The 24,731-nt window shown below is 66.7% G+C and carries 19 protein-coding genes and 1 pseudogene; 11 read left to right on the top strand and 9 right to left on the bottom strand.

The features are described 5' to 3' along the window. Nucleotides 1–91 precede the first annotated feature (91 nt). The 3 genes from ABIB14_RS14270 to ABIB14_RS14260 are packed head-to-tail and all read right to left on the bottom strand — an operon-like array spanning nt 92 to nt 2,387. Entirely contained in the window at nt 92–877 is a 786-nt protein-coding gene (locus ABIB14_RS14270) for an amino acid ABC transporter ATP-binding protein (protein WP_354236570.1), read from the bottom strand. Further along, nucleotides 864–1,529, bottom strand: a complete 666-nt coding sequence (locus tag ABIB14_RS14265; protein WP_502909672.1) for an amino acid ABC transporter permease — start codon at nt 1,527–1,529, stop codon at nt 864–866. Before ABIB14_RS14265 ends, ABIB14_RS14270 begins: the two co-directional genes overlap by 14 nt. Before the next feature lie 36 nt (nt 1,530–1,565). After that, nucleotides 1,566–2,387, bottom strand: coding sequence for an amino acid ABC transporter substrate-binding protein (locus tag ABIB14_RS14260; protein WP_354236569.1), 822 nt, complete (start codon nt 2,385–2,387; stop codon nt 1,566–1,568). A 297-nt stretch (nt 2,388–2,684) separates the two neighbouring features. On the opposite strand from ABIB14_RS14260, the gene ABIB14_RS14255 reads away from it, so the two are divergent. After that, nucleotides 2,685–4,142, top strand: a complete 1,458-nt coding sequence (locus tag ABIB14_RS14255) for a benzaldehyde dehydrogenase (RefSeq protein WP_354236568.1) — start codon at nt 2,685–2,687, stop codon at nt 4,140–4,142. Between the two features lie 7 nt (nt 4,143–4,149). On the opposite strand, the gene ABIB14_RS14250 is transcribed toward ABIB14_RS14255, so the two are convergent. Then, complete coding sequence (locus ABIB14_RS14250; RefSeq protein ID WP_354236575.1) at nt 4,150–5,565, bottom strand: NAD(P)H-quinone dehydrogenase; 1,416 nt, start codon at nt 5,563–5,565, stop codon at nt 4,150–4,152. A gap of 82 nt (nt 5,566–5,647) precedes the next feature. Here ABIB14_RS14250 and ABIB14_RS14245 point away from each other — a divergent pair, with 82 nt between their 5' ends. Continuing rightward, nucleotides 5,648–6,481 carry a purine-nucleoside phosphorylase gene (locus ABIB14_RS14245; RefSeq protein WP_354236567.1) on the top strand — a complete coding sequence of 278 codons (834 nt, stop codon included), beginning with the start codon at nt 5,648–5,650 and terminating at the stop codon, nt 6,479–6,481. Nucleotides 6,482–6,520: 39 nt separating this feature from the next. On the opposite strand, the gene ABIB14_RS14240 is transcribed toward ABIB14_RS14245, so the two are convergent. Further along, entirely contained in the window at nt 6,521–7,000 is a 480-nt protein-coding gene (locus ABIB14_RS14240; RefSeq protein WP_354236566.1) for an RrF2 family transcriptional regulator, read from the bottom strand. Between the two features lie 243 nt (nt 7,001–7,243). On the opposite strand from ABIB14_RS14240, the gene ABIB14_RS14235 reads away from it, so the two are divergent. From ABIB14_RS14235 to ABIB14_RS14215, 4 genes and pseudogenes are all read left to right on the top strand, one after another. Then, nucleotides 7,244–8,983, top strand: a complete 1,740-nt coding sequence (locus ABIB14_RS14235; RefSeq protein WP_354236565.1) for a phospho-sugar mutase — start codon at nt 7,244–7,246, stop codon at nt 8,981–8,983. 1 nt (nt 8,984) lies between these two features. Next, nucleotides 8,985–9,441: pseudogene (locus tag ABIB14_RS18775) on the top strand (FAD-dependent oxidoreductase); the annotation flags it as partial. A gap of 114 nt (nt 9,442–9,555) precedes the next feature. Further along, entirely contained in the window at nt 9,556–10,281 is a 726-nt protein-coding gene (gene deoC, locus ABIB14_RS14220; RefSeq protein ID WP_354236562.1) for a deoxyribose-phosphate aldolase, read from the top strand. 61 nt (nt 10,282–10,342) lie between these two features. Continuing rightward, complete coding sequence (locus tag ABIB14_RS14215; RefSeq protein ID WP_354236561.1) at nt 10,343–10,567, top strand: hypothetical protein; 225 nt, start codon at nt 10,343–10,345, stop codon at nt 10,565–10,567. 273 nt (nt 10,568–10,840) lie between these two features. Here the strand turns inward: ABIB14_RS14215 and ABIB14_RS14210 are convergent, their stop codons facing one another. Continuing rightward, nucleotides 10,841–11,671, bottom strand: coding sequence for a metal-dependent hydrolase (locus ABIB14_RS14210; RefSeq protein ID WP_354236560.1), 831 nt, complete (start codon nt 11,669–11,671; stop codon nt 10,841–10,843). Between the two features lie 6 nt (nt 11,672–11,677). Next, nucleotides 11,678–15,364 (bottom strand): transcription-repair coupling factor, encoded by a 3,687-nt coding sequence (mfd, locus tag ABIB14_RS14205; RefSeq protein WP_354236574.1) that lies wholly within the window; start codon nt 15,362–15,364, stop codon nt 11,678–11,680. Between the two features lie 246 nt (nt 15,365–15,610). Here mfd and ABIB14_RS14200 point away from each other — a divergent pair, with 246 nt between their 5' ends. The 5 genes from ABIB14_RS14200 to ABIB14_RS14180 all read left to right on the top strand — a co-directional run bounded on the left by ABIB14_RS14200 (nt 15,611) and on the right by ABIB14_RS14180 (nt 21,246). Next, complete coding sequence (locus tag ABIB14_RS14200; RefSeq protein ID WP_354236559.1) at nt 15,611–17,122, top strand: SDR family oxidoreductase; 1,512 nt, start codon at nt 15,611–15,613, stop codon at nt 17,120–17,122. A 47-nt stretch (nt 17,123–17,169) separates the two neighbouring features. Next, nucleotides 17,170–17,667 (top strand): DUF2505 domain-containing protein, encoded by a 498-nt coding sequence (locus ABIB14_RS14195; RefSeq protein WP_354236558.1) that lies wholly within the window; start codon nt 17,170–17,172, stop codon nt 17,665–17,667. Nucleotides 17,668–17,670: 3 nt separating this feature from the next. Continuing rightward, entirely contained in the window at nt 17,671–17,892 is a 222-nt protein-coding gene (locus ABIB14_RS14190; RefSeq protein WP_354236557.1) for an SCO4848 family membrane protein, read from the top strand. 249 nt (nt 17,893–18,141) lie between these two features. Further along, on the top strand, nt 18,142–19,455 hold the full coding sequence (locus ABIB14_RS14185) for a UDP-glucose dehydrogenase family protein (RefSeq protein ID WP_354236556.1): 1,314 nt from the start codon (nt 18,142–18,144) through the stop codon (nt 19,453–19,455). A gap of 696 nt (nt 19,456–20,151) precedes the next feature. Next, entirely contained in the window at nt 20,152–21,246 is a 1,095-nt protein-coding gene (locus ABIB14_RS14180; protein WP_354236555.1) for a hypothetical protein, read from the top strand. 103 nt (nt 21,247–21,349) lie between these two features. Here ABIB14_RS14180 and ABIB14_RS14175 read toward each other — a convergent pair whose 3' ends face one another. Together ABIB14_RS14175 and ABIB14_RS14170 are read right to left on the bottom strand one after the other, a co-directional pair. Continuing rightward, on the bottom strand, nt 21,350–22,567 hold the full coding sequence (locus tag ABIB14_RS14175) for a glycosyltransferase family 2 protein (RefSeq protein ID WP_354236554.1): 1,218 nt from the start codon (nt 22,565–22,567) through the stop codon (nt 21,350–21,352). A 221-nt stretch (nt 22,568–22,788) separates the two neighbouring features. Then, nucleotides 22,789–24,528, bottom strand: a complete 1,740-nt coding sequence (locus ABIB14_RS14170) for a polysaccharide deacetylase family protein (protein WP_354236553.1) — start codon at nt 24,526–24,528, stop codon at nt 22,789–22,791. Nucleotides 24,529–24,731: the final 203 nt, after the last annotated feature.

The following is a 24,731-nucleotide window of genomic DNA, read 5'->3' as shown; positions in this document are numbered from 1 at the left end:
ATTGCTCCCTCTGGCGCCGAAAACACCAACACCGAGCACAACAACACCACTACAAAGCCCGCGGACACACTCAACAAACGCGACTGTAGTACTAGAACGGATTCAGCAGCCGGTCGACGAACTGCCGGGTGCGTTCCTCGCGCGGGTCGCGGAGCACGGTGTCCGGGTGGCCGCGTTCCACGACGACCCCGCCGTCCATGAAGATGACTTCGTTGGCGACCTCGCGGGCAAACGCCAGCTCATGGGTGACCACCACCATGGTCCAGCCTTCGTCCGCCAGCTCCTTGATCACCGTCAGGACCTCGCCCACCAGCTCCGGGTCCAAGGCCGACGTCGGCTCGTCAAAAAGCAGAAGCTGCGGGCGCAGGGCCAATGCCCGAACAATCCCGACGCGCTGCTGCTGCCCGCCGGAGAGTTCGAACGGATAGCTGTCCGCCTTGTCCGCGAGTCCGACGCGGGCCAGCAACCCCCTGGCTTCCTGCATCGCCTCTGCCTTGGGCCGTTTCTGCACCTGGACCGGGCCCTCGATGATGTTTTCCAGGGCGGTCTTGTGCGGGAAGAGATTGTAGTGCTGGAACACCATGGCGCTGCGGTCCCTCAAGGCGGCCAGCTGCTTCTTCGACGCGTTGGCGGAAAAGTCGACCGAAAGGTCGCGGGCGAACTCGACGACGCCGGCGTCGGGAATTTCGAGCCCGTTAAGGCACCGCAGGACCGTCGTCTTGCCCGAGCCGGAGGGCCCGATCAGGGTGACCACTTCACCCCGGCGGACGTTGATGTCGATGGATTTCAGCACCTCATGCCGGCCGAAGGCCTTGCGCAGTCCGCGGACGGCCAGCAGCGGGGCGGTGCCCGGGAGACCAGACTCAGTGGGCGACATAGCGGTCCAATCTCTTCTCGAGGACGGACTGTCCGCTGGCGAGGACCAGGCAGATAATCCAGTAAATGACGGCCGCTTCCAGATACAGCAGCATGAACTCCTGGCTGAAGGCCGCCACCTGCTGTGCCTGGCGGAACAGTTCGGTCACCAGGATCAGCGAGGCCAGCGACGTGTCCTTGACCAGGCTGATGAAGGTGTTGGACAGCGGTGGGACCGAGACCCGCGCAGCCTGCGGCAGGATGATCCGCACCAGGGACTGGCGGCGGGACATGCCAATGGTGTGTCCCGCCTCCCACTGGCCCTTCGGAACCGACAGGATGGCCGCCCGAATGACCTCCGCCGCGTAGCCGCCCACGTTCAGCGAGAAGGCGATGATTGCACTCGGCCAGGGACTGATGGTGATGCCGACGGACGGCAGCCCGTAGAAGATGACAAACAACTGCACCAGAAGGGGCGTACCGCGGATCACCGAAATGTAGATCCGGGCAAGCGCCGAGAGGAACGGATTACGGCTGAGCCGCATTAGGGCAACCAGCAACGCCAGCACCAGTCCAAGGCCGAACGACGCCAGCGCCACCGGAATAGTGCCGGTCACCGCACCCATCAGGATCGGTCCCAGCGAGCTCCAGACAAGCTCCCAGTTGATCGTCATGACCGGGCACGGCGTTCGTCGTCGGTAACCATCCGGCTACTTGGTGACGTCCGCGCCGAAGTATTTCTGCGAAATTTTCGTCAGGGTTCCGTCGGCCTGCAGTTCGGTCAGGGCCTTGTTGACGGCGTCGGTCAGGCTGGTTGAGCCCTTGCGGAACGCAAAGGCGCTCAGGGACTTGTCAGTGGTCTCCGCGGCGATCTTGATAGCGTCGTCGTGCGCCGTCTTCTGCTGGTCCAGGTAGGTGAGTTTGTCGTTGATGGTTGCATCGACGCGTCCCTGCTTCAGCAGCGTGATCGCCTGCGCCCAGCCCTCAACAGACTGCACGTTGGCCCCGCTCTGCTGCGCCAGCTTGTACCAGTTGCTTGTCAGCGACTGCGCCGTGGTCTTGCCCTTGAGGCCGTCGAAGGAGTTGATGCTGGAGTTATCGGACTTGGTCACGATGACGCCCGTACTCACGGTGTACGGGGTGGAGAAATCGTACTTCGCCTTGCGTTCGTCCGTGATCGAAACCTGGTTGGCGACGACGTCGAACCTCTTGGCTTCAAGGCCGGCAAAGATGGCGTCGAACTGGGTTTCCTGGAAGACCGGCTTGACGCCCAGCTTGCCGGCGACGGCGGTGATGATTTCCACGTCGTATCCCGTCAGTTCGCCGCTGCCGTTGGCGTGGAAAGAGAAGGGTTTGTAAGTGCCCTCCGTGCCGACCTTGAGCGTGCCCGCGCTCTTGACGTCACTCAACGAGGTCTCCGCGCCGGCAGCCGGGGAGGAGCCGGACGGGCTCGTGGACGCCGCCCCGCAGCCAGCCAGGGCCAGCCCTGCCGCAGCGATAATGCCGATGACGGAAAGTCGTGTTCGCTTCATGATGGTCCTTCATAGAGGAGACTGCAAGGGGCCGACAGCTTCGCCGCCAGGCGGCATTCTACTTGCGACGATAGCAAGCCCGCCCCGCCCTTGGGCACCCCAAATGACGGCGTGTGAACACATCGTGAGACGGATTGACGGGACCCGGGTCGATGCACGAGCCGGGACCAAGGCCCACTCTCACCCACGCAGGGGTCTTGACGGCGACGGCGGCACAGCATCTGATGGACGGGACCGGCCCGTGCGCCTGCCACTGACCGAAAAACGCTCAAGGATTCAACCACGAAAGGACACGCCATGTCCCTGCTTGATTCCTCCCTCTGGGAGGGCAAAATCTACCTCAACGGCTGGCGCGCGGGCGGCGGCGGCACCGGTGCCAGCGTCGAACCGGCCACCGGCGGGCAACTGGGCAGCTACGGCGTCGCCTCCGTTGCAGACGTCCGCGAGGCCGCTTCGGCCGCCGCCAAGGCGCAACGGGAGTGGGCGGCCCGCAACCCGGAGGACCGGGCCTCGGTACTGCGCCGCGCAGGACAGCTCTGGGAGGAACACTCGGCGGAAATCCAGGACTGGATCGTCCGCGAATCCGGCGGCATCCCGCCCAAGGCGGCCCTGGAAACACGCATTGCCGCCAACGAGTGCTACGACGCCTCGGCGCTGCCCGCGCTGCCCGCCGGCGAGGTGCTGACCTCTAACGAGAACCGCTGGTCCTTCGCCCGCCGCCGGCCGGTGGGCGTGGTGTCCGTGATAGCGCCGTTCAACTTCCCGCTGATCCTCTCGATCCGCGCCGTCGCCCCCGCCCTGGCCCTCGGCAATGCCGTGTTACTCAAGCCGGACCCGCGCACCGCGGTCTGCGGCGGTGTCACGGTGATGCGGATCTTCGAGGAAGCCGGGCTCCCGCCGGGACTGCTCTCGCTGCTGCCGGGCGGCGCGGACGTCGGGGCCGCCGTCGTCGAGGCGCCCGAGGTCCGCGTGATCGCGTTTACCGGTTCGACGGCGGCCGGCCGGAAGGTCGGCGAAACAGCCGGCCGGCTGCTCAAACGCGCCCACCTCGAGCTGGGCGGCAACAACGCGCTGATCGTTCTGCCCGGCGCCGACGTGGCCAAGGCCGCCTCCGCGGCGGCGTTCGGATCGTTCATGCACCAGGGCCAGATCTGCATGGCGGCCGGGCGGCACATCGTGCACGAAGATATCTACGAGGACTACGTCGCCGCCCTGGCCGAGAAAGCCGAACAACTTCCGGTCGGCGATCCCAAGAGCGGCACCGTGGCGCTGGGGCCGGTGATTGACGAGCGGCAGTTGCGGCGGGTGGACGGGATCGTCCGGGACGCGGTGCAGGGCGGCGCCCGGCTGGCGGCGGGCGGCACCCACGACGGCCGCTTCTACCAGCCCACCTTACTGGTGGATCTGCAGCACGACAGCCCGGCCTGGAAGGACGAAATTTTCGGCCCGGTGGCGCCGGTGATGAAGTTTTCCAGCCTCGACGAGGCCGTGGCACTGGCAAACGACAACGAATACGGCCTCTCCGTCGGCATCCTGGGCGACGTCGGCATGGCCATGTCCATCGCGGACCGGCTGGACTCCGGCAAGGTCCACATCAACGAACAGACGGTCTCGGACGAGGCGAACTCACCGTTCGGCGGGATGAAGAACTCCGGCAACGGCTCACGGATCGGCGGGCACCATGCCAACATGGAGTCCTTCACGGAACTGCAGTGGCTCACCATGCGCCCGGATATCGCACCGTACCCGTTCTAGGGCACGCCTACATGTGGACGTGCAGTCGCCTTGCCGCTTCGGAGATGGACCCGCTCAGCGACGGGTAGACGGTGAACGTGCTGGCGACGTCGTCGACGTGCAGCTTCTGCGTCACCGCAAGGGAAATAGCGAAGATCAACTCCGAGGCGTTCGGCCCCACTACGACGCCGCCGATCACGGTGCCGGAGCCCTTGCGGGCGAAGATCTTGATGAAACCATCCTTGTGGTTACGCATCTTGGCCCGTGCGTTGCTGCTGAGCGAAAGCTTGATGACGTCGCCCTGGTAGTTGCCCGAATCGATTTCGGCCTCGGAGACGCCGACGTTGGCGATCTCCGGCGAGGTAAAGATGTTCGACGCCACCTGGTGCAGCTTGAGCGGGGTGACGCCGTCGCCCAGGAAATGCGCGATCGCGATGCGACCCTGCATCGCGGCGACCGAGGCAAGGGCCAGCACGCCGGTACAGTCGCCCGCGGCGTAAATGTTCGGTGCGGTGGTACGCGAGACGCCGTCGACCTTGATATGGCCGCTCTCGGTCACCGCGACACCGGCCTCCTCCAAGCCGATCCCGGCAGTGTTCGGGATGGACCCCACGGCCACCAGGCAGTGGCTGCCGGTGACCTTGGAGCCGTCGGCGAGGGTGACGACGACGCCGTCGTCCGTGCGTTCCACGGTCTGGGCGCGGGCCCGGGACAGCACCGTCACGCCGCGTCGTTCGAAGACGCCTTCCAGCACCTCCGCCGCGTCCGTGTCCGAGCCGGGCAGCACCCGGTCACGGCTGGAAATGAGGGTGACCTTGGAGCCGAGTCCGTTGTACGCGGAGGCGAATTCGGCGCCGGTGACGCCGGAACCCACCACGATCAGCTCCTCGGGGAGCTCGTCCAGGTTGTAGATCTGCGCCCAGTTCAGGATCCGCACGCCATCGGGACGGGCCGTGGGCAGCTCGCGCGGGTGCGCGCCGACCGCCAGCAGTACCGCGTCGGCCTCGATTGTCTCGGTGCCCCCGGCGGTCAGGACCTCGATCGTGTGGCTGTCCAGCATCACGCCGGAGCCGATCAGGATGCGGACGCCCTGGTTCACCAGGGCCCGTTGGATGTCGGCGGACTGCTCCCTGGCCAGGCCCAGGAGCCGGTCGTTGATGTGCTTGAGGTCCGCGCGCATCGTCGGGGTGCAGTCGCCGCCGTCGACGTCGAACTTGACGCCCAGCTCGCCAGCCCCCGCCATGCGGGTCATCAGGTCCGCCGTCGCGATCAGGGTCTTGGACGGTACGACGTCGGTCAGTACAGCAGACCCGCCAAGACCGGCGCGTTCGATGATGGTGACCTGCGCCCCCAGCGATGCGGCGACCATGGCGGCTTCGTAGCCGCCGGGCCCTCCGCCGAGAATTGCGATCCGGGGTGCGCTGAAATCGGGGTGCGTAGTCACAGTCATCCATTCTCCACCATTGCAACCGGCGCCACCAATAAGGATGCTGGGCCGCGCCGCACGGACACGGTAGCTTGTACCAGTGAGTACTACAGAATTCCTGAACACTAACCCCCTCGACGCTGACCCCTTCGATGCCGCCCGCGCCGCCGCCGACTACATTGCCGAAGAGACCGGCGTGGACAGCCACGACGTAGCGCTGGTGCTCGGATCGGGCTGGGGGGACGCCGCCGAACTGATCGGTGAGACCACCGCCACGCTCTCGGCGGAAGAGGTCCCCGGCTTCTCCTCCCCGTCGGTGGTGGGCCACGTGGGCACCATCCGCTCGGTGCTGACCCGGGAAGGCAAGCGCGCCCTGGTCCTGGGCGCCCGCACACACTACTACGAGGGCAAGGGCGTCCGCGCGGTGGTGCACGGCGTCCGTACAGCGGCCGCAGCGGGCTGCAAGACGCTGGTCCTGACCAACGGTTGCGGCGGCCTGAACGAGGACTGGGCGCCGGGCACCCCGGTGCTGATCAGCGACCACATCAACCTCACTGCCGCCTCCCCGCTTGAAGGCGCCACCTTCGTGGACCTCACGGACCTGTACTCCGCACGGATCCGCGGCCTGGCCCGCGAAGTGGACCCCGGCCTGGACGAAGGCATCTACGCCCAGTTCACCGGCCCGCACTACGAGACACCGGCGGAGGTGCAGTACGCCAAGCGGATCGGAGCGTCCCTGGTGGGTATGTCCACCGCGCTCGAGGCCATCGCCGGCCGCCATGCGGGCATGGAGGTCTTCGGCATCTCGCTCGTCACCAACCTCGCCGCCGGCATCAGCCCGGTGCCGCTGAGCCACGGCGAGGTCCTGGAGGCCGGCCGGTCGGCGGCTCCGCGTATCTCCAAGCTGCTCGCAGAGATCATCGCCAAGCTCTGAGCCCGGTCGCGTCCGGCGGCGTCCGGCGGCGATCAAGGCTTAGCCGGCCGCCAGGTGCCTGGCGGCCTTGTCCCGGTCCCCGGGAAAGCGGCGTTCCATGGAGTCGGCGATCCCCGCGATGGTCTGCCGCGCCAGCGCCTGCCGCCAGGCCAGCTCCGCCTGCCGCATGGTCTGCGAAATCAGGCAGCTCCGGATAAAGTTTTCCCGCCCGTCCGCTTCCGGGACATCCCCCAGGATGCCTTCACAGCGGAAGGCCGGCTCCGCTCCTTCCAGGGCCAGCACCACGTCCAGCACGGTGATGTTTTCCGGAACGCGCGCAAGGTGGAAGCCACCGCGCGGGCCCGACACCGAGGTGAGGATGCCAGCCCGGACCAGGGCCTGGAGCTGCTTGTTCAGGTACGCGGCGGGTAGCCGGTAGTAGGACGCAAGCCTGGCACTGTTCACCGCCTCCCCCGGCGGCGTCCAGGACATGTTGACGCACGAGTGCACGGCCCATTCCACCCCTCGGCCCATTTTCATATTCCAGACGCTACGTGTCCGGAAAAATGGCTGTCAATGATCCGCCAGGACATCCGCAGCGGTCTTGAGCGGATCCTTCGGAAGCGCTGCGCCATCGGCTGGACGTCACGGCAATGGTGGCAGGAAGCACGGCCGCGACGTGTCACCTTCCGGGCCGATACGTCCCGACTGTGACGTAACCGTGAGCCCGGCCCGCGCTCGCTTGGGCACGCCCGGCCGGGGTTTGACGCTAGTTTGGTACCCATGACGTCTTCCGATGCCGCATTGACCCAACTGTTGAACGACGCCCGCAGCTGGGCGGCCCAGGATCCGGATCCGGCCACCGCCACCGCCTTGACCGAGCTGATCCGCCTCTCCGACGCGGGAGTCGCGGGAGCCCGGCAGCAACTGGCCGACAGTTTCAGCGGCACACTCCAGTTCGGCACCGCGGGACTGCGGGCAGCTCTCGGTCCCGGGCCGAACCGGATGAACCGCGTGGTGGTGCGCCGCGCCGCCGCCGGCCTCGCAGCCTTTCTCGGCAACGCCGTCGCGCAGGCCGCGCCGGGCGTCCGGCCGCGCGCCGTCGTCGGCTACGACGCCCGCTATAACTCCGACCTTTTCGCCGAAGAGACCGCCGCGATCTTTACCGCCGCCGGTATCGAGACGTTCCTGATGCCCGCCGCGCTGCCCACACCGCTGCTCGCCTACGCGGTCCGCGCGCTGGACTGCGACGGCGGCGTCATGGTCACGGCCAGCCACAACCCCCCGCAGGACAATGGCTATAAGGTTTATCTGGGCCGCCACGCGGTCGAAGACGGCGGGCGCGGCGCCCAGATTGTGGCGCCCTACGACGCACAGATCGCCGCGCAGATCGAGGGCGCCGGCGCGCTGGATTCGATCGTGCTGGCCTCCGCAGGCTGGACGGTGCTGGATCCGTCTGTCGCCGCCGAGTACGAAGCCGCTGTCGCCGCCCTCGCCGCCCCGGCACGTTTCCCGGCCCGCGACCTCAAGATCGTCCTCACACCCATGCACGGCGTGGGCGGCAAGACGGCGGTGGCGGTACTGCTGGCCGCCGGCTTTACCGACGTCACCCTGGTCACCGAACAGGCGGAGCCGGACCCCGAATTCCCCACCGTGAACTTCCCAAACCCCGAAGAGCCCGGCGCCCTCGACCTGGCGCTGGAAACCGCTGCCCGGGTGGACGCCGACATTGTGATCGCCAACGATCCCGACGCCGACCGCGCCGCCGTTGCCGCGAAGGACCCGGACACCGGCGCGTGGCGTATGTTGCGCGGCGACGAAGTGGGCTCCCTGTTGGGGGCGCACGTCGTAGCCCGCCTGGCCGGCTCCGAAGACCCCGCCGCCGGCGTCTTCGCCAACTCGATCGTGTCCTCCCGGCTGCTGGCACGCATCGCAGCCGCCGCGGGCTACGCCCACGAGGAAACCCTCACCGGATTCAAGTGGATCGCCCGCGTCCCGGGCCTGCTCTACGGCTACGAAGAGGCGCTGGGCTACTGCGTCGCACCGACGTTGGTGAGGGATAAGGACGGCATTTCCGCGGCTGTGCTGATCGCCGAACTGGCGGCGGCGGCGAAGGCCGCGGACAAGACTATTTTCCACACCCTCGACGAGCTCTACCTGGTGCACGGGCTGCACGCCAGCGACCAGCTCAGCATCCGGGTTGCGGACCATGGGCTGCTGGACGCCATGATGAACCGGCTGCGGGTCAGTCCGCCGGACTCCTTCGGCGGCTCCGCCGTCGAAACCGCGGCGGATCTGGCGGAAGGCAGTGAACATCTTCCGCCCACCGACGGGATGCTGTACCTGACCAGGGACCACACTCGGGTCATCATCCGCCCCAGCGGCACTGAACCGAAGCTCAAGTGTTACCTCGAGGTGATCCGCAGCGTCGGATCCGCCGCCGAACTGCCGGCCGCACGGCTCGAGGCCCGCGCTGCCCTGGACGGTGTGCTGGCCGACGTGCGCGAGGCGCTGGGACTCTAGCGACGCCGCGGAGCGGCGGGTCACGACGGCGGACGGCCTCGAGTTCAGCTACCACCAGCTGGTGATCGCCACCGGCTCGGTGCCCGCCCTGGCACCGATCGAGGGCGCGGGCCGGTGCCTGCGCTATTCCACGATCGACGATGCCACCCGCCTCGGGGACGCGGTCAAGGACGTCACCCTGGTCCCCGGCTGCAGGTTCGCACAACGCTTCGGCCGTCCGCCGTCGTCCCCACCCTTGCCGGCTCCGCCCTGCCGGCTGCCGGCATCGTTTTCGAGGACGGCTCCAGCATGAGCGGCGACCTCGTGGTACTCGCCGAAGAGCGTCTGTCCCTGGACACCCTGGCCCGCACCGCCGGCCTGCCCACCGCGCCGGAGGGCGGCATCGAGGTCGGGCAGGACTTCCGCACCTCGGCGCCCGGGATCTGGGCATCGGAGACGCCGCCGCGCACGATGGCGTAGGGGCGGCTCCGGCCGGTCGCGTTATGGCAAGATGGTGCACTGAGAAGCCACAGCTCAGGCCGTGTCAGCGGCCGGGCCGGCCATGAACCAGGCCCGCCAGGAAAGGGACCACCATGAGCAACGAAGCCACCGCGGCCGGCACGGCTGCCGCCGCCGGCACCGACCACCAGGGCACCATAGCCTCGTACATCGATCACACCTTGCTCAGGCCGGAGGCCGGCGAGGCCGAGGTCCTGAAGGTCTGCGCCGAGGCGGCCGAGTACCGTTTCAAGTCCGTCTGCGTGAACCCCATCTGGGTCAAGACGGTCAAGACCGCCCTCAGGGGCTCCGGCGTATTGACCTGCTCCGTGATCGGCTTCCCGCTCGGTGCCACCCCCAGCGATGTCAAGGCCTTCGAGGCCCGCGGCGCGGTGCTGGACGGCGCGGACGAGATCGACATGGTGATCAACATCGCCGCAGCCCGTGCCAATGACAAAGGCACCCTGGTTGACGACATCCGCGCGGTTGCCGAGTCGGTCCACACCGGCGGCGCCATCCTCAAGGTCATCATCGAGACCGCTCTGCTCGATGACGCCCAGAAGGTCCTCGCCTGCGAAGCCGCGGTGGAGGCCGGTGCCGACTTCGTGAAGACCTCCACCGGCTTCAACGGCGGCGGTGCCACGGCGGAAGACGTGGCCCTGATGCGCCGCACCGTCGGTCCGGGACTCGGCGTTAAGGCCTCGGGCGGCGTGCGTTCCTCCGCGGATGCGCAGGCTATGATTGCTGCAGGTGCAACACGTATTGGCGCCAGCTCCGGCATCGCGATCGTCAAGGGTGAACAGGGTTTGTCCGCGTACTGATCGCACCCTGCCGAAGCCGCAGCCGTCACAGTTTGAAGCCCCGCGGGGCCGAGGAGGAAGAATGTCCAGCAACACTACTCAGACCCCTAGGGGCGAGAACAGCCTGGCATCCAGCATCGCGCTGTTTGTCCCGATGATGCTTCTGTTCTTCGGCGCCTTGTACTCACTGTCTTTCCTCACCCTTGGCAACGCCTGGCCGATGGCCGTCTGCCTGGGCTTGTTTGCCTTGGCGTTCTGGATCCCGCAGACCATTACCGGCCGCTCGGATTCCGCCGGCGAGAGCTAACCGCAGGTCCTCTTTCCCGGCTGAAGCCCCGGTTCTCCGGGGCTTCAGCTGTTTAAGCTGCCTGTGCCCTAGCTACACAGCCGGACCGAAGAGCATGGCGCTGGCGGTCTGCGGTCCGGGGGAACTTTGACACGGACACGCCGCCGGGTGAAGACCGAAAGGCCGAAACAGAGGCCAGAGCCGCCCCGGACGGCGGCTGCAGTAAGACTCCGGGATTCCCGCAGCGGCCCCGCCGCCGGGCACGGCAGCCAACGCCGACGGCGCCGAGCCGCTCTACCCCCCGGCGACGGCGGCGAGCAGGCGGTCGACCAGCGCCGTCCCGAGCGCCAAGGCGGCCGGAAAGTGCCCCTTGGCCAAGGCCAGGCCGGCGGAGAACAGGCCGACCATGGCGTAGGCGCTGACCGGGATCAGCACGAACCATTCCCGCCGCGAGCCGGCCCGGCCCAGCAACGGGATGGAGAACGCCCCGTTGGCCTTCCAGACGTCTTTGACCAGCGGCAACCTGCGCAGGAATTTTGGCGGCTTGACCACGAGCGGCCAGAGCAGCGGCACTCCCCCGGTGGTTATAATGTCGCCAACGATGTGCACGAGGACGCCGGTGAGCATGGACACCGGCAGCCAGGACCACTGGTGCGGCGCAAACCAGGTCACCAAGCCGGCCATGGCCAGGGCGAAGACCCAGTTGCTGATCCAGCCGTACTTCGGAAACAGCTTCAGCGCTTTCGCGGCGATGTTGATCATGAACATGCAGAGCAGCCCGGCGCCCACGGACAGCAGACCCCAGTCCGTCTGCAGCTGGACCTGCCCGGCCAGTGCCGCGAGCAGCACGAAGAACCCCGCACCGAGCACCGAGTGGGTGCCCTGGCGGTGGCCGCCGGACACGTTCTCGATCCCCACGGCGATCAGGTTCGAGAGCGGCGGGAGGGCATGCGCCACCGTGCTTGAGCGGTGGTCCCAGTCGCAGACCAGGGCCGTACCCGCCGTCGCCATCCCGCCGATCAGAATCCCGGTGGCGTCCAGCGGGTACCAGCCGAGCGCGTATTGGCCGGTCGAGGCAATAGCCACCCACGCCGCGGCCCCGGACGCGGCGTGGTGTCCTCCCATCACGGCCTAGCCCACTGAAAGCGGGACGTCGGAGAAGATCGCCTCGATCACACCGTTGGCCCAGGCAAGGATCTCGGCGTCCTGCAGGTCGCGGCCGCCGATCCGGGCCGTCTTGGGCTTGGGGATCAGCACCGCGTCCAGGGCGGGCTTCGCCTGCGAGCCGGGGTACATCCGAGCCAGCCGCATCAGCTTGGACTCCGGCAGCTGGGCGGGCGAGAACTTAATGAAGTTGCCCTGCAGCGCAACGTCGGTGAGTCCGGCCTCGCGCGCACCGACCCGGAACCGGGCCACGGCGACAAGGTTCTGCGCCGGCAGCGGCAACTCTCCGTAGCGGTCCACCAGCTCGGCCTCGACCTCCTCGATCGCCTCGTTGCTGAGCGCGGCGGCCAGCTTCCGGTAGGCCTCCAGGCGCAGCCGTTCGCCGGGCACGTAATCGTGCGGCAGGTGCGCGTTGACCGGCAGCTCGATCTTCATCTCGGCGGCCTTCTCCTCGGCCTCGCCGCGGAAGTCCGCCACGGCCTCGCCCACCAGCCGGATGTAGAGGTCGAAGCCGACGCCCTGGATGTGGCCGGACTGCTCACCGCCCAGCAGGTTGCCGGCGCCCCGGATCTCGAGGTCCTTCATGGCCAGCTGCAAGCCGGCGCCGAGTTCGTTGTGCGTCGCGACGGCCTTGAGCCGTTCCAGCGCCACCTCGCCCAGCGGCTTCTCCGAGGGGTAGAGGAAATAGGCATAGGCCCGTTCCCGGCCGCGACCCACGCGTCCGCGCAGCTGGTGCAGCTGGGAGAGACCGTATTTGTCCGCGCCGTCCACGATCAGGGTGTTGGCGTTGGAGATGTCCAGACCGGTCTCGATGATGGTGGTGCAGACGAGGACGTCGAAGCGCTTTTCCCAGAAGTCCACGATGATCTGTTCCAGCCGGCTCTCAGACATCTGCCCGTGCGCCACCTCCACCCGGGCTTCCGGAACCAGTTCGCGGATCTTCGCCGCCGTGCGGTCGATCGTGGACACCCGGTTGTGGACGAAGAACACCTGGCCCTCGCGCATCAGCTCGCGGCGGATCGCGGCCGAGGTCTGCTTGTCCGTGTACGGGCCCACGTAGGTCAGCACCGGATGGCGTTCCTCCGGCGGGGTGGCCAGGGTGGATGTCTCGCGGATGCCGGTCAGGGACATTTCCAGGGTGCGCGGAATCGGGGTGGCGCTCATGGCCAGGACGTCCACGTTGGTGCGCATCTTCTTGAGCGCCTCCTTGTGTTCGACGCCGAAGCGCTGCTCCTCGTCCACGATCACCAGGCCGAGGTCCTTGAAGCCGAAGTCCTTGGACAGCAGCCGGTGCGTGCCGATCACAACGTCCACGGAACCGGCCTTGACGCCCTCGGCGGTTTCCTTGGCCTCCTTGGCGCTCTGGAAGCGGGACAGCGGTTTGACAACAAGCGGGAAGCCGGAGAACCGTTCGGTGAAGGTCTCGTAGTGTTGCTGCGCCAGCAGGGTGGTGGGCACCAGCACGGCCACCTGCTTGCCGTCCTGGACCGCCTTGAAGGCTGCCCGGACCGCGATTTCGGTCTTGCCGTAGCCCACGTCACCGGAAACCAGGCGGTCCATCGGGATTTCCCGTTCCATGTCCGCCTTGACTTCGTTGATGGTGGTCAGCTGGTCCGGGGTTTCGACGTAGGGGAAGGCCTCCTCGAGTTCGCGCTGCCACGGGGTGTCCGGGCCGAAGGCGTGGCCGCGGGAGGCCATCCTGGCCGAGTACAGCCGGATCAGTTCGCCGGCGATCTCCTTGACGGCCTTGCGTGCCTTGGACTTGGTGCTCGCCCAGTCCGCGCCGCCCATCTTGCTCAGCGCCGGGGTGTCCCCGCCCACGTACCGGGTGACCTGGTCCAGCTGGTCGGTGGGGACGAACAGCCGGTCGCCCGGGGCTCCGCGCTTGGACGGCGCGTATTCCAGCACGAGGTATTCGCGGACGCCGTCGCCGCCCCCGGCGACCTTACGCTGGATGAGCTCCACGAACCGGCCGATGCCGTGCTGTTCGTGGACCACGGAGTCGCCGGCCAGCAACTGCAGCGGGTCCACGGCGTTCCGCCGCTTGGACGGCATCCGGCGCATGTCCTTGGTGGAACCCGCCGAGGTGCGGCCCAGCAGGTCGGCCTCGGTCAGCAGGCCCACCTTGAGCGTTTCCATGACGAAACCGCGGCCCACGGCGGCTGTGGTCACCTCGATCAGGCCGGGCTGCGGCTCGGCGTCGAGGGATTCGACCCGCGCGCAGGGAATGTCGTTGTCGTGGAACAGCTCGGCCAGCCGCTGCGCCGGCCCGGGGCCCTCGGTGGCGACGACGATCCGCCACTGGTCTCGAACGTGCGAGCCGATGAAGTCCATCATCTCGGCCACGTCGCCCTGGTAGCCCCGCGGCTCGCGGGCCCGCAGGTTCAGCACGTCGACGTCGGGCAACAGCTCCTCGTCGCTGGCTAGCGAGGTGATAGACCACCAGGACACGCCGTGCGCCAGGGCCGTGGAGCGGGTCTCGGTCAGCGAGCGGAAGCTGGCCGAGTGCAAGGCCTCCGAGGCCGCCGAACTCAAAACAGTGTCCAGCGCCAGAGGCGCAGGGCCGCCGTCGGAGGCCGTGGACCAGGCCGCCTCCAGGAATTCCTCGTTAGTCGCGGCCAGGTCGTGCGCGCGGGTGCGCACCTTTTCAGGTTCGATCACGACCGAGATGGAGCCCTCGGGAAACTGGTCCAGGAAGGGGACCATGGAATCGACGAGCACCGGCGCGAGAGACTCCATGCCTTCGACCGCGATGCCGCCGGCGATCTTCTCCAGCATGTCCGCCGCGGCCGGCAATTGGGCCTTCAGCGTCGCGGCCCTGGACATCACCGAGGGGGTGATCAGGAGTTCACGGCAGGGCGGCGCGTGCAGCTCGGCGGGGTGGTGCACGCCGGGTGCCGTGAGTGAGCGCTGGTCAGCGACGGCGAACCAGCGCATCTGCTCGACCTCGTCGCCGAAGAACTCCACCCGGATCGGGTGGTCCTCGGTGGGAGGGAAGACATCCAGCATGCCGCCGCGGACCGCGAATTCGCCGCGGCGGGTGACCATATCCACGCGGGCGTAGGCGGCGTCGGCGAGGCTCTTCACGACCTCGCCGAACGGGGCCTCCTGGCCGACCCTGAGGGTCACCGGAACGAGGTCGCCGAGCCCCGCCACGATCGGCTGGACCACGGCGCGGACCGGGGCGACCACGACGCGCAAGGCCCCGCTGCCGGCGGTCTCTGGGTGAACGAGACGGCGCAGCACCGAGAGCCGGCGGCCCACGGTGTCCGAGCGCGGTGACAGCCGCTCGTGCGGCAGGGTCTCCCAGCTGGGGAATTCGGCGACTGTGGCCGCCGGCAGGAAGGCGCCCAGGGCCGCGGCCAGGTCTTCGGCCTCACGGCCGGTGGCGGTGACGGCCAGCACCACCGGCGGGCGGGCACCAGCGGAAGCACCGCCGTCGGCAGCACCGCCTCCATCAGACTGGGCCTCCGCCGCGAGTCCGTCGGCCATCTCGGCCAGCAGCGCGGCCCGCAGTCCTGCCGGCGCGCTGATCTGGTAGTCCTCGCTGCGCGCCGTGAACGGCCTGGACGCTTCAGCCTGAACCCGCGCGAAGGTCTTGTCTCCGGCGAGGACACGCCGCAGACCGGTGAGAGAGGGGCCGTTGAGGCTCATGGCGGGAACTCCTGAAGTGATCACGGGTTTGAGGCAACACGAATAGCCGAAATTCGCGTGAATCCCGGGTCCTTTAGCCTACCGCGACCCGGCAGCGGGGCGTCACCCAAGGCTAAGCTGGCAGGACGGGCCCCGGCCGCGCCGGAGTCGTGGCGCGGTACCGTCCCGGCGCAACAGTCCGGCGGGGCCGGCGCTCCGAATGGCTTGTAGCCGCTGGCATATATTCCCGATGAGAAGGAGCCACCCATGAACGGCACCCCCCACGCCACGAGCGGCAAGACGGTGCTCGTGACCGGAGCCACCGGATACATCGGCGGCAGGCTGGTGCCCCGGCTGTTGGCGGCCGGGCACCGGGTGAAGGTCCTGGTCCGGAGCCCGGCGAAAATCGCCGGGGTCCCGTGGCTGGACCGGGTTGAGGTGGCCGAGAGCAGCCTCGACGACGTCGGGGCGCTGCGCGAGGCGCTGGCCGGCGTCGACGTTCTCTACTACCTCGTCCACTCAATGGCGGGCGGCGCCGGCTTCGAGGCCAAGGAAAAAGCCATGGCCGAGACGGCGGCACGGGCGGCCGCCGGAGCCGGCGTCGGCCGGATCGTCTACCTCGGCGGGCTGCACCCTTCCGACGCCGAACTCTCCACGCACATGCGGTCCCGCGAAGCCGTGGGCAAGGTCTTCCTCGACGGCCCGGTCGACGCCGTCGTATTTCAGGCCGGCGTCGTGATCGGCTCCGGCTCCGCCTCTTTCGAAATGATCCGCCACCTGTCCGACACCCTCCCGGTCATGCCCGCCCCGAGTTGGGTGCGGAACAGGATTGAGGCCATCGCCGTCCGCGATGTCCTCTACTACCTCGTATCCGCCGCGTCCGTGGACGGACCGGTCAACCGCACCTTCGACATCGGTTCCCGGCAGGTGCTCACCTACGCGGACATGATGAACGAATACGCCGTGGAGGCCGGGCTGCCCAAGCGGTTCGTGCTGGCTCTTCCTGTTCCGGCACCCAAACTGGCCGGCATGTGGGTGGCCCTGACCACCCCCATTCCGCTCTCTATGTCCCTGCCGCTGGTGGAATCGCTGCAACACGACGCCGTCGCCCGCGAACACGACATCGACGCCGTCATCCCGCAGCCCGACGGCGGCTTAACCGGATTCCGGTCAGCCGTGTCGCTCGCGTTAGGAAGAGAACGCGACGGCCAGGTCACAACGGCGTGGTCCAATGCCGGAGCGGACGCCGACCCGCTGCCCAGCGACCCGGACTGGGCCGGCCACCGCGTGTACGTCGATGACCGCAGCTCCAGCAGCGACGTGGCCCCGCAGCATCTCTGGACCATCATCGAGGGCATCGGCGGGAAGAACGGCTGGTACTCGATGCCATTGGCGTGGAGCGTCCGAGGCTGGATTGACAGCATCACCGGCGGCGCCGGGCTCAGCCGCGGCCGACGGCACCCCCACCTGCTGGCCGACGGCGAGGCGGTCGACTGGTGGCGGGTCGAGCGGGTGGACCGCGGCAGCCTGCTCCGTCTCCGGGCGGAAATGAGAGTGCCGGGCCGGGCCTGGCTCGAACTTTCGGTGGAACCGGAGGGCTCCGGCAGCCGGTACCGGCAGCGGGCCATCTTCTTCCCGAAGGGCCTCAGCGGCAAGCTTTACTGGCTCGCCGTACTGCCCTTCCACAGCCTGATATTCCCCGCCATGGCGCGCAATATCGCGGCAGCCGCACGGAAGCTGCAGGACGCCGACTCGAGGGAGAACGAGCCCACCGCGTAGGATGTTGGGAGCCCAAAACGTCCAGTTCCACCCATGGAGGACCCCCAATGGCCCTGAGTGCATCCACTACCCTTCCGCATAGCGTTGAGAGCGTTACGGCAGTATTCGTCAACGAGGACTTCCTGCGCCACACCAGCGAACTCGTCGGCGGGACTCTCGAGTCCTTTACCGTCGACGGCGACACCGCCGGCGCGTTCAACACCACCACCGTCCGCACCATCCCCACGAGCCGGATGCCCGAGCTGGCCCGCAAGTTCGTCGGCGAGAGCCTCAAGGTGACGCAGTTGGAGAACTGGAGTGCCCCGGCCGCCGACGGTTCGCGGCAGAGCACCATCTCGCTGAAGGTCGCCGGCGCCCCGCTGGATGTCAACGCCGTCCAGCGCCTGGTCGCCGACGGCGGCAGCACCCGGATCGAGCTGGAGGGCACTGTGACCTCGTCCGTGCCGCTGCTGGGCGGGAAGATTGCCGATGCTGCCGAGCCGATGGTCGGCAAGGCCCTCAACATCCAGTCCACCCAGGCCCAGGCCTGGCTCGAGAGCCACTAGCCGGTGGAGCTCCCCGCGGCCCTAGCCGTCGTCCTGATCGTGGCCGGCGTGTGGTCCCTCGTTGTCTGGCCGCAGTTCCTGCGCCGCGTTAGGAAAGACCCCCGGGCGCGCGACGCCGGCGGCAAGGCCACCCGTTTCCTGACTGTCCACGTCGTGCTGGTGAGTATTTCGATGTTGCTCGGCGCTGCGACGGCGTTCATCGGGATCGCGGGCCTGTTCGGCTAAGACCTGTGCTTTCACCGGGCATACCCCTCGGACGCGGTTGCGGGTTTCGTCCCTGCGGCCGCGTCCGGTGTTTGCCGCTCTTTAGCCGCCTCTCTGGCGGCTGGAGAGGTCGGCCCGCTGGACCGGCTCGTGACGTCCCGCGCCAGAACTCGCAAAGCCGCCCTCCTGACACGGCTAAGCCGCAGGGCTGTCCGAAACCGGGCACCAGAACGTACTCTGTGATCACACCATCAGGGGCAGGATCTTAGAATGCGGATCTCAGTTGTCGGTTGCGGTTATCTGGGCGCGGTTCACGCGGCGTGCATGGCCAAGCTGGGTCATGACGTGATCGGCATCGATCTCGACAAGAATAAGGTGGACGAGCTGACCGAGGGGCGCGCTCCCTTCTACGAACCCGTGCTCGATGATCTCCTGTCCGAACTCGAAGCATCCGGCCGGCTGAGGTTCACCACCGAAATGTCCGCAGCCCGCGGATCAAAGGTTCACTTCATCTGCGTGGGCACCCCGCAGAAAAGGGGGGAAAACGGGGCGGATTTGCGCTTTGTCGATGCGGCGGTGGAGGCACTGGCCGCAGAGGTAGCCCCCGGGGACGTCATTGCCGGAAAATCCACGGTACCGGTAGGGACCGCGGCCCGGCTGGCCGAGCTGATCGCCGAGGCGGAGCCCGGCGCCACCCTGGTCTGGAATCCCGAATTCCTGCGTGAGGGCCACGCCGTCACCGACACGCTGAACCCCGACAGGTTCGTCTACGGCCTCCCCGACGGCAGTGAAGATCACCCTGCCGTTGCCGTCCTGGACCAGGTCTATGCGACGCCGCTGGCCAGCGGGACGCCGCGGCTCGTCACTGACTACGCCACGGCCGAACTCGTCAAGGCCGCCGCGAACTCATTTCTTGCCACCAAGATCTCATTCATCAACGCGATGGCCGAGGTCTGCGAGGCCACCGGCGCGGACGTCACGAGGCTTGCCGACGCGATCGGCCTCGATGATCGGATTGGCCGAAAGTTCCTCAACGCCGGGATCGGTTTCGGCGGGGGTTGCCTGCCAAAGGACATCCGTGCGTTCATGGCCCGCGCCGGCGAGCTGGGAGCGGATCAGGCCTTGACCTTCCTACGCGAGGTGGACGCGATCAATATGCGGCGCCGGACCCGCGTCGTCGAGCTCACCCGGGAACTATGCGGCGGCTCCCTGATGGGGCAGCGGATCGCGGTGCTGGGGGCGGCGTTCAAGCCCGAGAGCGACGACGTGCGGGACTCCCCGGCACTGAGCGCGGCGGCGCAGCTGCAGCTCCAGGGCGCAGTAGTGACGGTGACCGACCCGCAGGCGCTGGCTAATGCAGCCAAGCGCTTCCCGGAACTCCCGCTGGAGCCGGACCTGGAAACCACGCTGAACAGGGCCGACGCCGTGTTGCTGCTGACCGAGTGGCGGCAGTATCGCGACTTGGACCCGCACGACACCCTGGCCCTGGTGTCGGAGCCGCGCATACTCGACGGGCGGAACGTGCTGGATCCGGCCAAATGGCGCGCGGCCGGCTGGACCTACAAGGGTCTGGGCCGGCCCTGAGATACGGTTTCCGCAGCCATGGAGCTTGGAATCGCGGACCCGCTCCAGCAACCCGAGTAGGTGCCCGGACGGAATAGGTGGCTGGGGCCGATTTAGTGAGTGAATAGCACGCTGTTGCTCGCTGTCCCGAAGTCGTTGAATCGACTCATGAACATGAACGGAATGGAGCGGGTGTGGCATGGGAGCCACCGCAAGTCCGGTAGCAGGAATTGGTCCATGTATTCAGCACTGATGCTGCTAGCCCTAATTTCGTGGGTCATAGTTGTTTATCCTCACTAGCCTGGGCAATTTCTGACACCGCTATTTACAACCCCGGTCGAATTTCATTCGGCCGGGGTTTTCCTTGTTTACCGTTACGGAAACATACACGCAGCAAAGCAACGGCAGCCGCCTCTCGGCGATAGGCCCAGGTGTGACAATAATCACGGAATGCTTGAGGAGCGCCCGCGGCGCGGCAAACGAGAGCTAAGCCCCATGTATGGTGGAGCCTGCACGAATTGGTCTTTGCGTGCCACGATGGTCAACTGGCCGCTCCGGGGGGAGCCGGCCGGGATGGCTGACCGGCCTTAACCGCCGGATTACGAACAAACAGACCGAGGGCTCCTCGCGCCCGGTCTCATCGTGGCCGAATTTCAGCACGCCGTCATTGGCTCACTGCTGTCTTTTTCCATGTCCTCAACAGAATATGCACCCATAATGAAACAACTGAGTAAATTCCGCATAGCCACCCTTGTCCTATTGATCGGCGGCCTCACCTCCGGTTGCGCAGCCTCGTCGAATCCGGGCGCTGCTGCGGGCCAGTCCCCCACCACCACGACGCAGACTTCGGCACAGCCGTCCGTTGCGGCCTCGTCAGCGCCGACCGATTCGGCTCCGGCCGTGTCGGTTGCGGCAGAGTCAGTTCCGGCTAAGTCGGTTCCGGCTAAGTCGGTTCCGGCTAAGAGCGCCGTCACCGCGCCGGTAGCACCCGCGGCTCCGGCCCGGGTTGTAAAGCCGTCCCCGGCCGCGTCAACTACTGCCCCCGCTACCAGCATCTACCCCACGCACACCAATATCGTCAGCACGACCTTCTGGGTCGGCGAGATTTTTAACGCCGCCCTGGCCGACGGGTCCCAGGTCTGTTCCACCTATAGCGGCCAGTGGGCCTTCCAGCACACGGGAGTCAACCTGGGCACCACCCCGGCGACGGCATCAGGTTGCCCCGGAAGCATCTACGGCGGCTGCGACGGCGTGAGTTCCGGTTCTGGCAGCAACTTACGCTGCGCGACCGAAGCCCGCGACGCCTCCAATGGGTACTTCCCGAAGAACCAGCCCACTCCCAAAGAGAACCCCTTTTACTTGGATCTCCCCTACGACGACGTCAACGACAGCGCTGCCTTCCAGCAGCGCTGCGCAGTCATCCCCTGGGCCGGCGCGGACAACGCCACCACCGGCGTCAACCACTGCGCGGACTCCAGCTACAGCTACATGAAGAACCGTTGGGTGCAGCTCACCGGTCCTAACGGAAACGTTTGCTACGGCCAGATCGAGGACGCCGGCCCGTCCAGCGGCACCAAGTATCACGACGCCGGGTACGTCTTCGGTTCCGGCAACCTCCGCCCGGCCAACACAGACTTTTCAACCGACGCCACCCAAGGCGCGGGCATGGACGTCTCCCCCGCGCTGAACGGCTGCCTCGGGTTCGCCGAGCTGAACGGTAGCAGCGACCGCGTCTCCTGGGCCTTCGTGGACCGCGCCAAGGTTCCGGATGGACCGTGGCTCAAAGTGCAGACTACTTCCGGCGTCAGCTAACCCGCCGGTTCCGCACAGCGGCCACCGCCGCGCAGTGCTCATAAAGCACCCCTGTCGCCATCAGCGCGCCGGGGGTGCTTGCGGGTTTCCAGGCAAGTGGCCGCTAACTGCTGAGGCGCGCTCCGGGGGCCGCGGAGCTTTCGAGCGGTTCCGCGCTTGGCGGCTGAACCTGCATCCGGCGGGCAGGACTCGTCCAAACTCCAGAGGAGTGCGCCGAGAACGCTCGAGGCAGGACCATCAAGCAAATTCCTGCATCGAGAATGCGCATGAGCGGAAAAAACGGAGCCAGCAACAGGATGGAAGGACGTCGGAGGGAGACAGCTGCGACGACCGTCAGCGCCAGATCAGGCAGGAATACGCCAAGCAGGACGTCCTGGGGGCGGAGCAAACCTGCCAATGCGATCAATTCCGGGGAAGCATGGCCGATCTGAAGCTGGACGGCGGCCAGCACTGAAACAAGGAAGACCGGGACAAGCAGCACAAAGAAGAGGCAGCTGAGGATCAGCTCGACTATGTAGACCGCGAGCGCGAGCCAAAACTTGCCAGCCTGGACCCTATGACGACGGACTGTCTGCCAAAATCCGAGGCTCCAGCGGCGCACCTGCTTGGTATAGTCACTAAGGGTGTCCGGATCTTGCGTGTACGCTACGGCGGCGGCGGGATGGAAGGCGATCCTGCCGAGCTTTTTTGCATGCAGTTCGAAGGTCATGTTGAAGTCCTCAATGACCAGCCCGGGCGCCAGCACGTCAACCTTTTCGAGCGCGGTAGTCCGATACATGCTGGCAAAACCGGGCACGATCGATACGACGTTCGCCCCCTTCGCGGCCTGCCCGTACTTCAGAAGTAGTTGCACCACGATGTACAGCCGCTCGCGATACGCCACGAGGAAGCGGCCAAACCGGTTTGGTGAGGTCGGGTTCGTGATGGATCTGGCGCGGCCCGCTACGGCGGCCACTGTTGGGTCGTTGAACAACGGCAGTCCGGTTTCGAGGTAGTCCCGAGCGGGGCGGGTGTCCGCGTCCAGTAGCATCACCACTTGGTATCTTCTGCACAGCTCGAAATGTTCGATACCGGCGGCCAGGGCCCCTGCCTTGCCCCGGTTTGGAGCGAGTTCGAGCACCTTCACTCCTGCTTTGCGAGCGATTTCCGCAGTGTCGTCGGATGACATGTCCGAGATGACATACATGTTTTCCAGCGGAACTAAAGCGGCGGCGGTCCGAATAGTCTCGCTGATTACGAGCGCTTCATTGTGGGCCGCAATCAGGACGGCTACGTCAGCGGGCAGCACCCGCGCGGGTTTGGCCCTGCGCCGTCCGTGCATTCGGCGGATCCTGCCCGCGCGGCCCCGGGACGGAAGGGACGGAAAGCGTCTGGTCCCGGGGGCGAATCCATCGCGTGCCAGCCAACGCCGTCGCCCGGTAAATCCGAGCACCGGCCGGGCCGCCCTGTAGTACACGTATTGTTCCCTGACGGCCCTCGTCAAGCCGACCAGCGTCCAGAAAATGGTCGTGACACCCAGCACCAGAACCATATAGAAGACAATCACAGCGCCGGAGCTCCTACGGTGTCGTACATTGCATAGTCGTCGGTGGTAAGAGTGCCGTTACTGAAGAGGTTGAGGCCGAAGCTTATTGCTGTCGCACCTGCGGGCAGGACGGGCGTTGTGAAACTAGCCTGGACATAGCTGCCGGACGCAGCCAGCCAGGGACTGGAGGTCCAGTAGGCCCAGGTCCCCGCCGAGTTGCGGTAGTAAACGGCGAACTGTGTGACGGCCGTGGACGTGTACCAGGCTCGGAGCGAGTAGGTATGGCCGGCAATTGCAGGCGGGGCGCAGGAACCGCTGTCCAGGGTTTGAATCAGCTTGGCGTCTCCGCTTCCGTAGGCGCTGACGGACAGTCGCGCCGCGGCGGAGCCGGTGTGGGCTGCCGTCACTGTGCTGAATGCAGGAGTGTTAGTGCCGTACCCCGCGGCCTGCCAACACTGGGGCGTGCTGCCCCCGCCGGTCTCGAGACTGGCATTCTGCACCAGGTTTGTGCCTGCCGGCGGCGGTGTCGGCGACGGAGCGTTGGCCGTGTCGATCATTTCGTAGTCGTCAGTGATCAGCGTTCCGTTGCTGAACAGGTTCAGGCCGAAGCTGATTCCGCTTGCACCGCTGGGAAGCGCCGGCGTCGTCCAGCTCGCCTTTTGGAAGGTGGTCGCCGGGGCGAACCAAGGACTCGAGGTCCAGTAGACCCACGAGCCCACGCCGCTCCGGTAGTAGAGCGCGAACTGCGTACTTGCCGTCGACTTGTACCAGGCGCCGAGGTTATACGTGTGCCCTGCTTTCGCCGCGGGTGAACACCCGCCCAGGTCCAGTGCCGGCAGGAACTTAGCATCGCCGTTGGCATAACCGGTCACGACAAGGCGTTCGGCGACACTCCCTGAGTGACCGGGACTAACCACGCTGAAAGCTGCCGTGTTAGTTCCATAACCCCCTGCCTGCCAGCACTGTGGCGCTCCGCTGACGAGCGTCTCGAGGCCGGGATTCTTCACGAGGTTTCCGCTCGTCGCCGACGGCGGTACTGCGGGTCCGGCGACGACGGGTTTCACCGTGCCCCCGATGACCTGGTCCACCGTCTTCACCGAAGTAGTGGTGGGCCGCGCCTTAAGCCAGGTTGCAAACTGGGTGAGCAAACTGGGCGTGATGTTCAGCGGATCCGTGCTGCTGGCCGCAACATGGTGGAAGGTCAACTGCACCCATCCTCCGCCGGGCTCGGCCTGGGTGACCGAATTCTGGAGGTCGGCCAGCGTCCATGAGGAGTCCTCTTCATCCGGAGCGGCCGTGTTGAAAAGGTTTGCTGGCGGGATGGTCTCCGCGAGCGGGCAGCCTGGACAACTGAACCGTGTCCGAATATCGCCCAAGCCGCGGGCGCTATTGTATCCGCAGTTCTTCGCGATGGACTCGGTCGTGGCGTTTTCCGCCGCGAAGGGATAGGCGAAATTCGTTATCCGAAATCCCCAATTTGTAAGGTTGACACGATCATTGCAAATTTGCCGTGTGGCCTCATCGGTCGTTAGCGTCGTCAAATCCGGGTGGGTAACAGTGTGCCCTGCGATTTCATGGCCGGCGGCTGCCAAGCCCCGAAGATCAGCAAGTGTCATGTAGTTGGGTGTGCCGACCGCTCCGGAGGGGATAAAAAACGTACCCTTGAGTCCGTTATTGTTCAGGATCTGGGCCGCGTTCAACTGGTCCGCGTTCCCGTCGTCGAACGTCAGGGTCACAACGGTTGGTGCTGCAGCCATTGCGGGTGGAACCCCGGCCGCCAACCCGGCCACAGTCAAGGTGAAGACGCCCACCGCGGTAACTACTTTTGACCAGAAACCGGTGGGCCGCCAGCGGCCATCAGTCCGATGGGATGACATCATTCGTACGGTCTCATTCATGAGCAGATCTCGATTCCATACACTGCAGCCGGCAACGAGCTGGCGTGCACACGGGCGGGCGT

Origin of the sequence: Arthrobacter sp. UYEF3, from assembly GCF_040546245.1 — a bacterium.
In the GTDB taxonomy this organism is placed as follows: Bacteria; Actinomycetota; Actinomycetes; order Actinomycetales; family Micrococcaceae; genus Arthrobacter.
The sequence above is the reverse complement of the archived record's forward strand: the minus strand, read 5'-3'. Positions and strand labels throughout refer to the sequence as shown.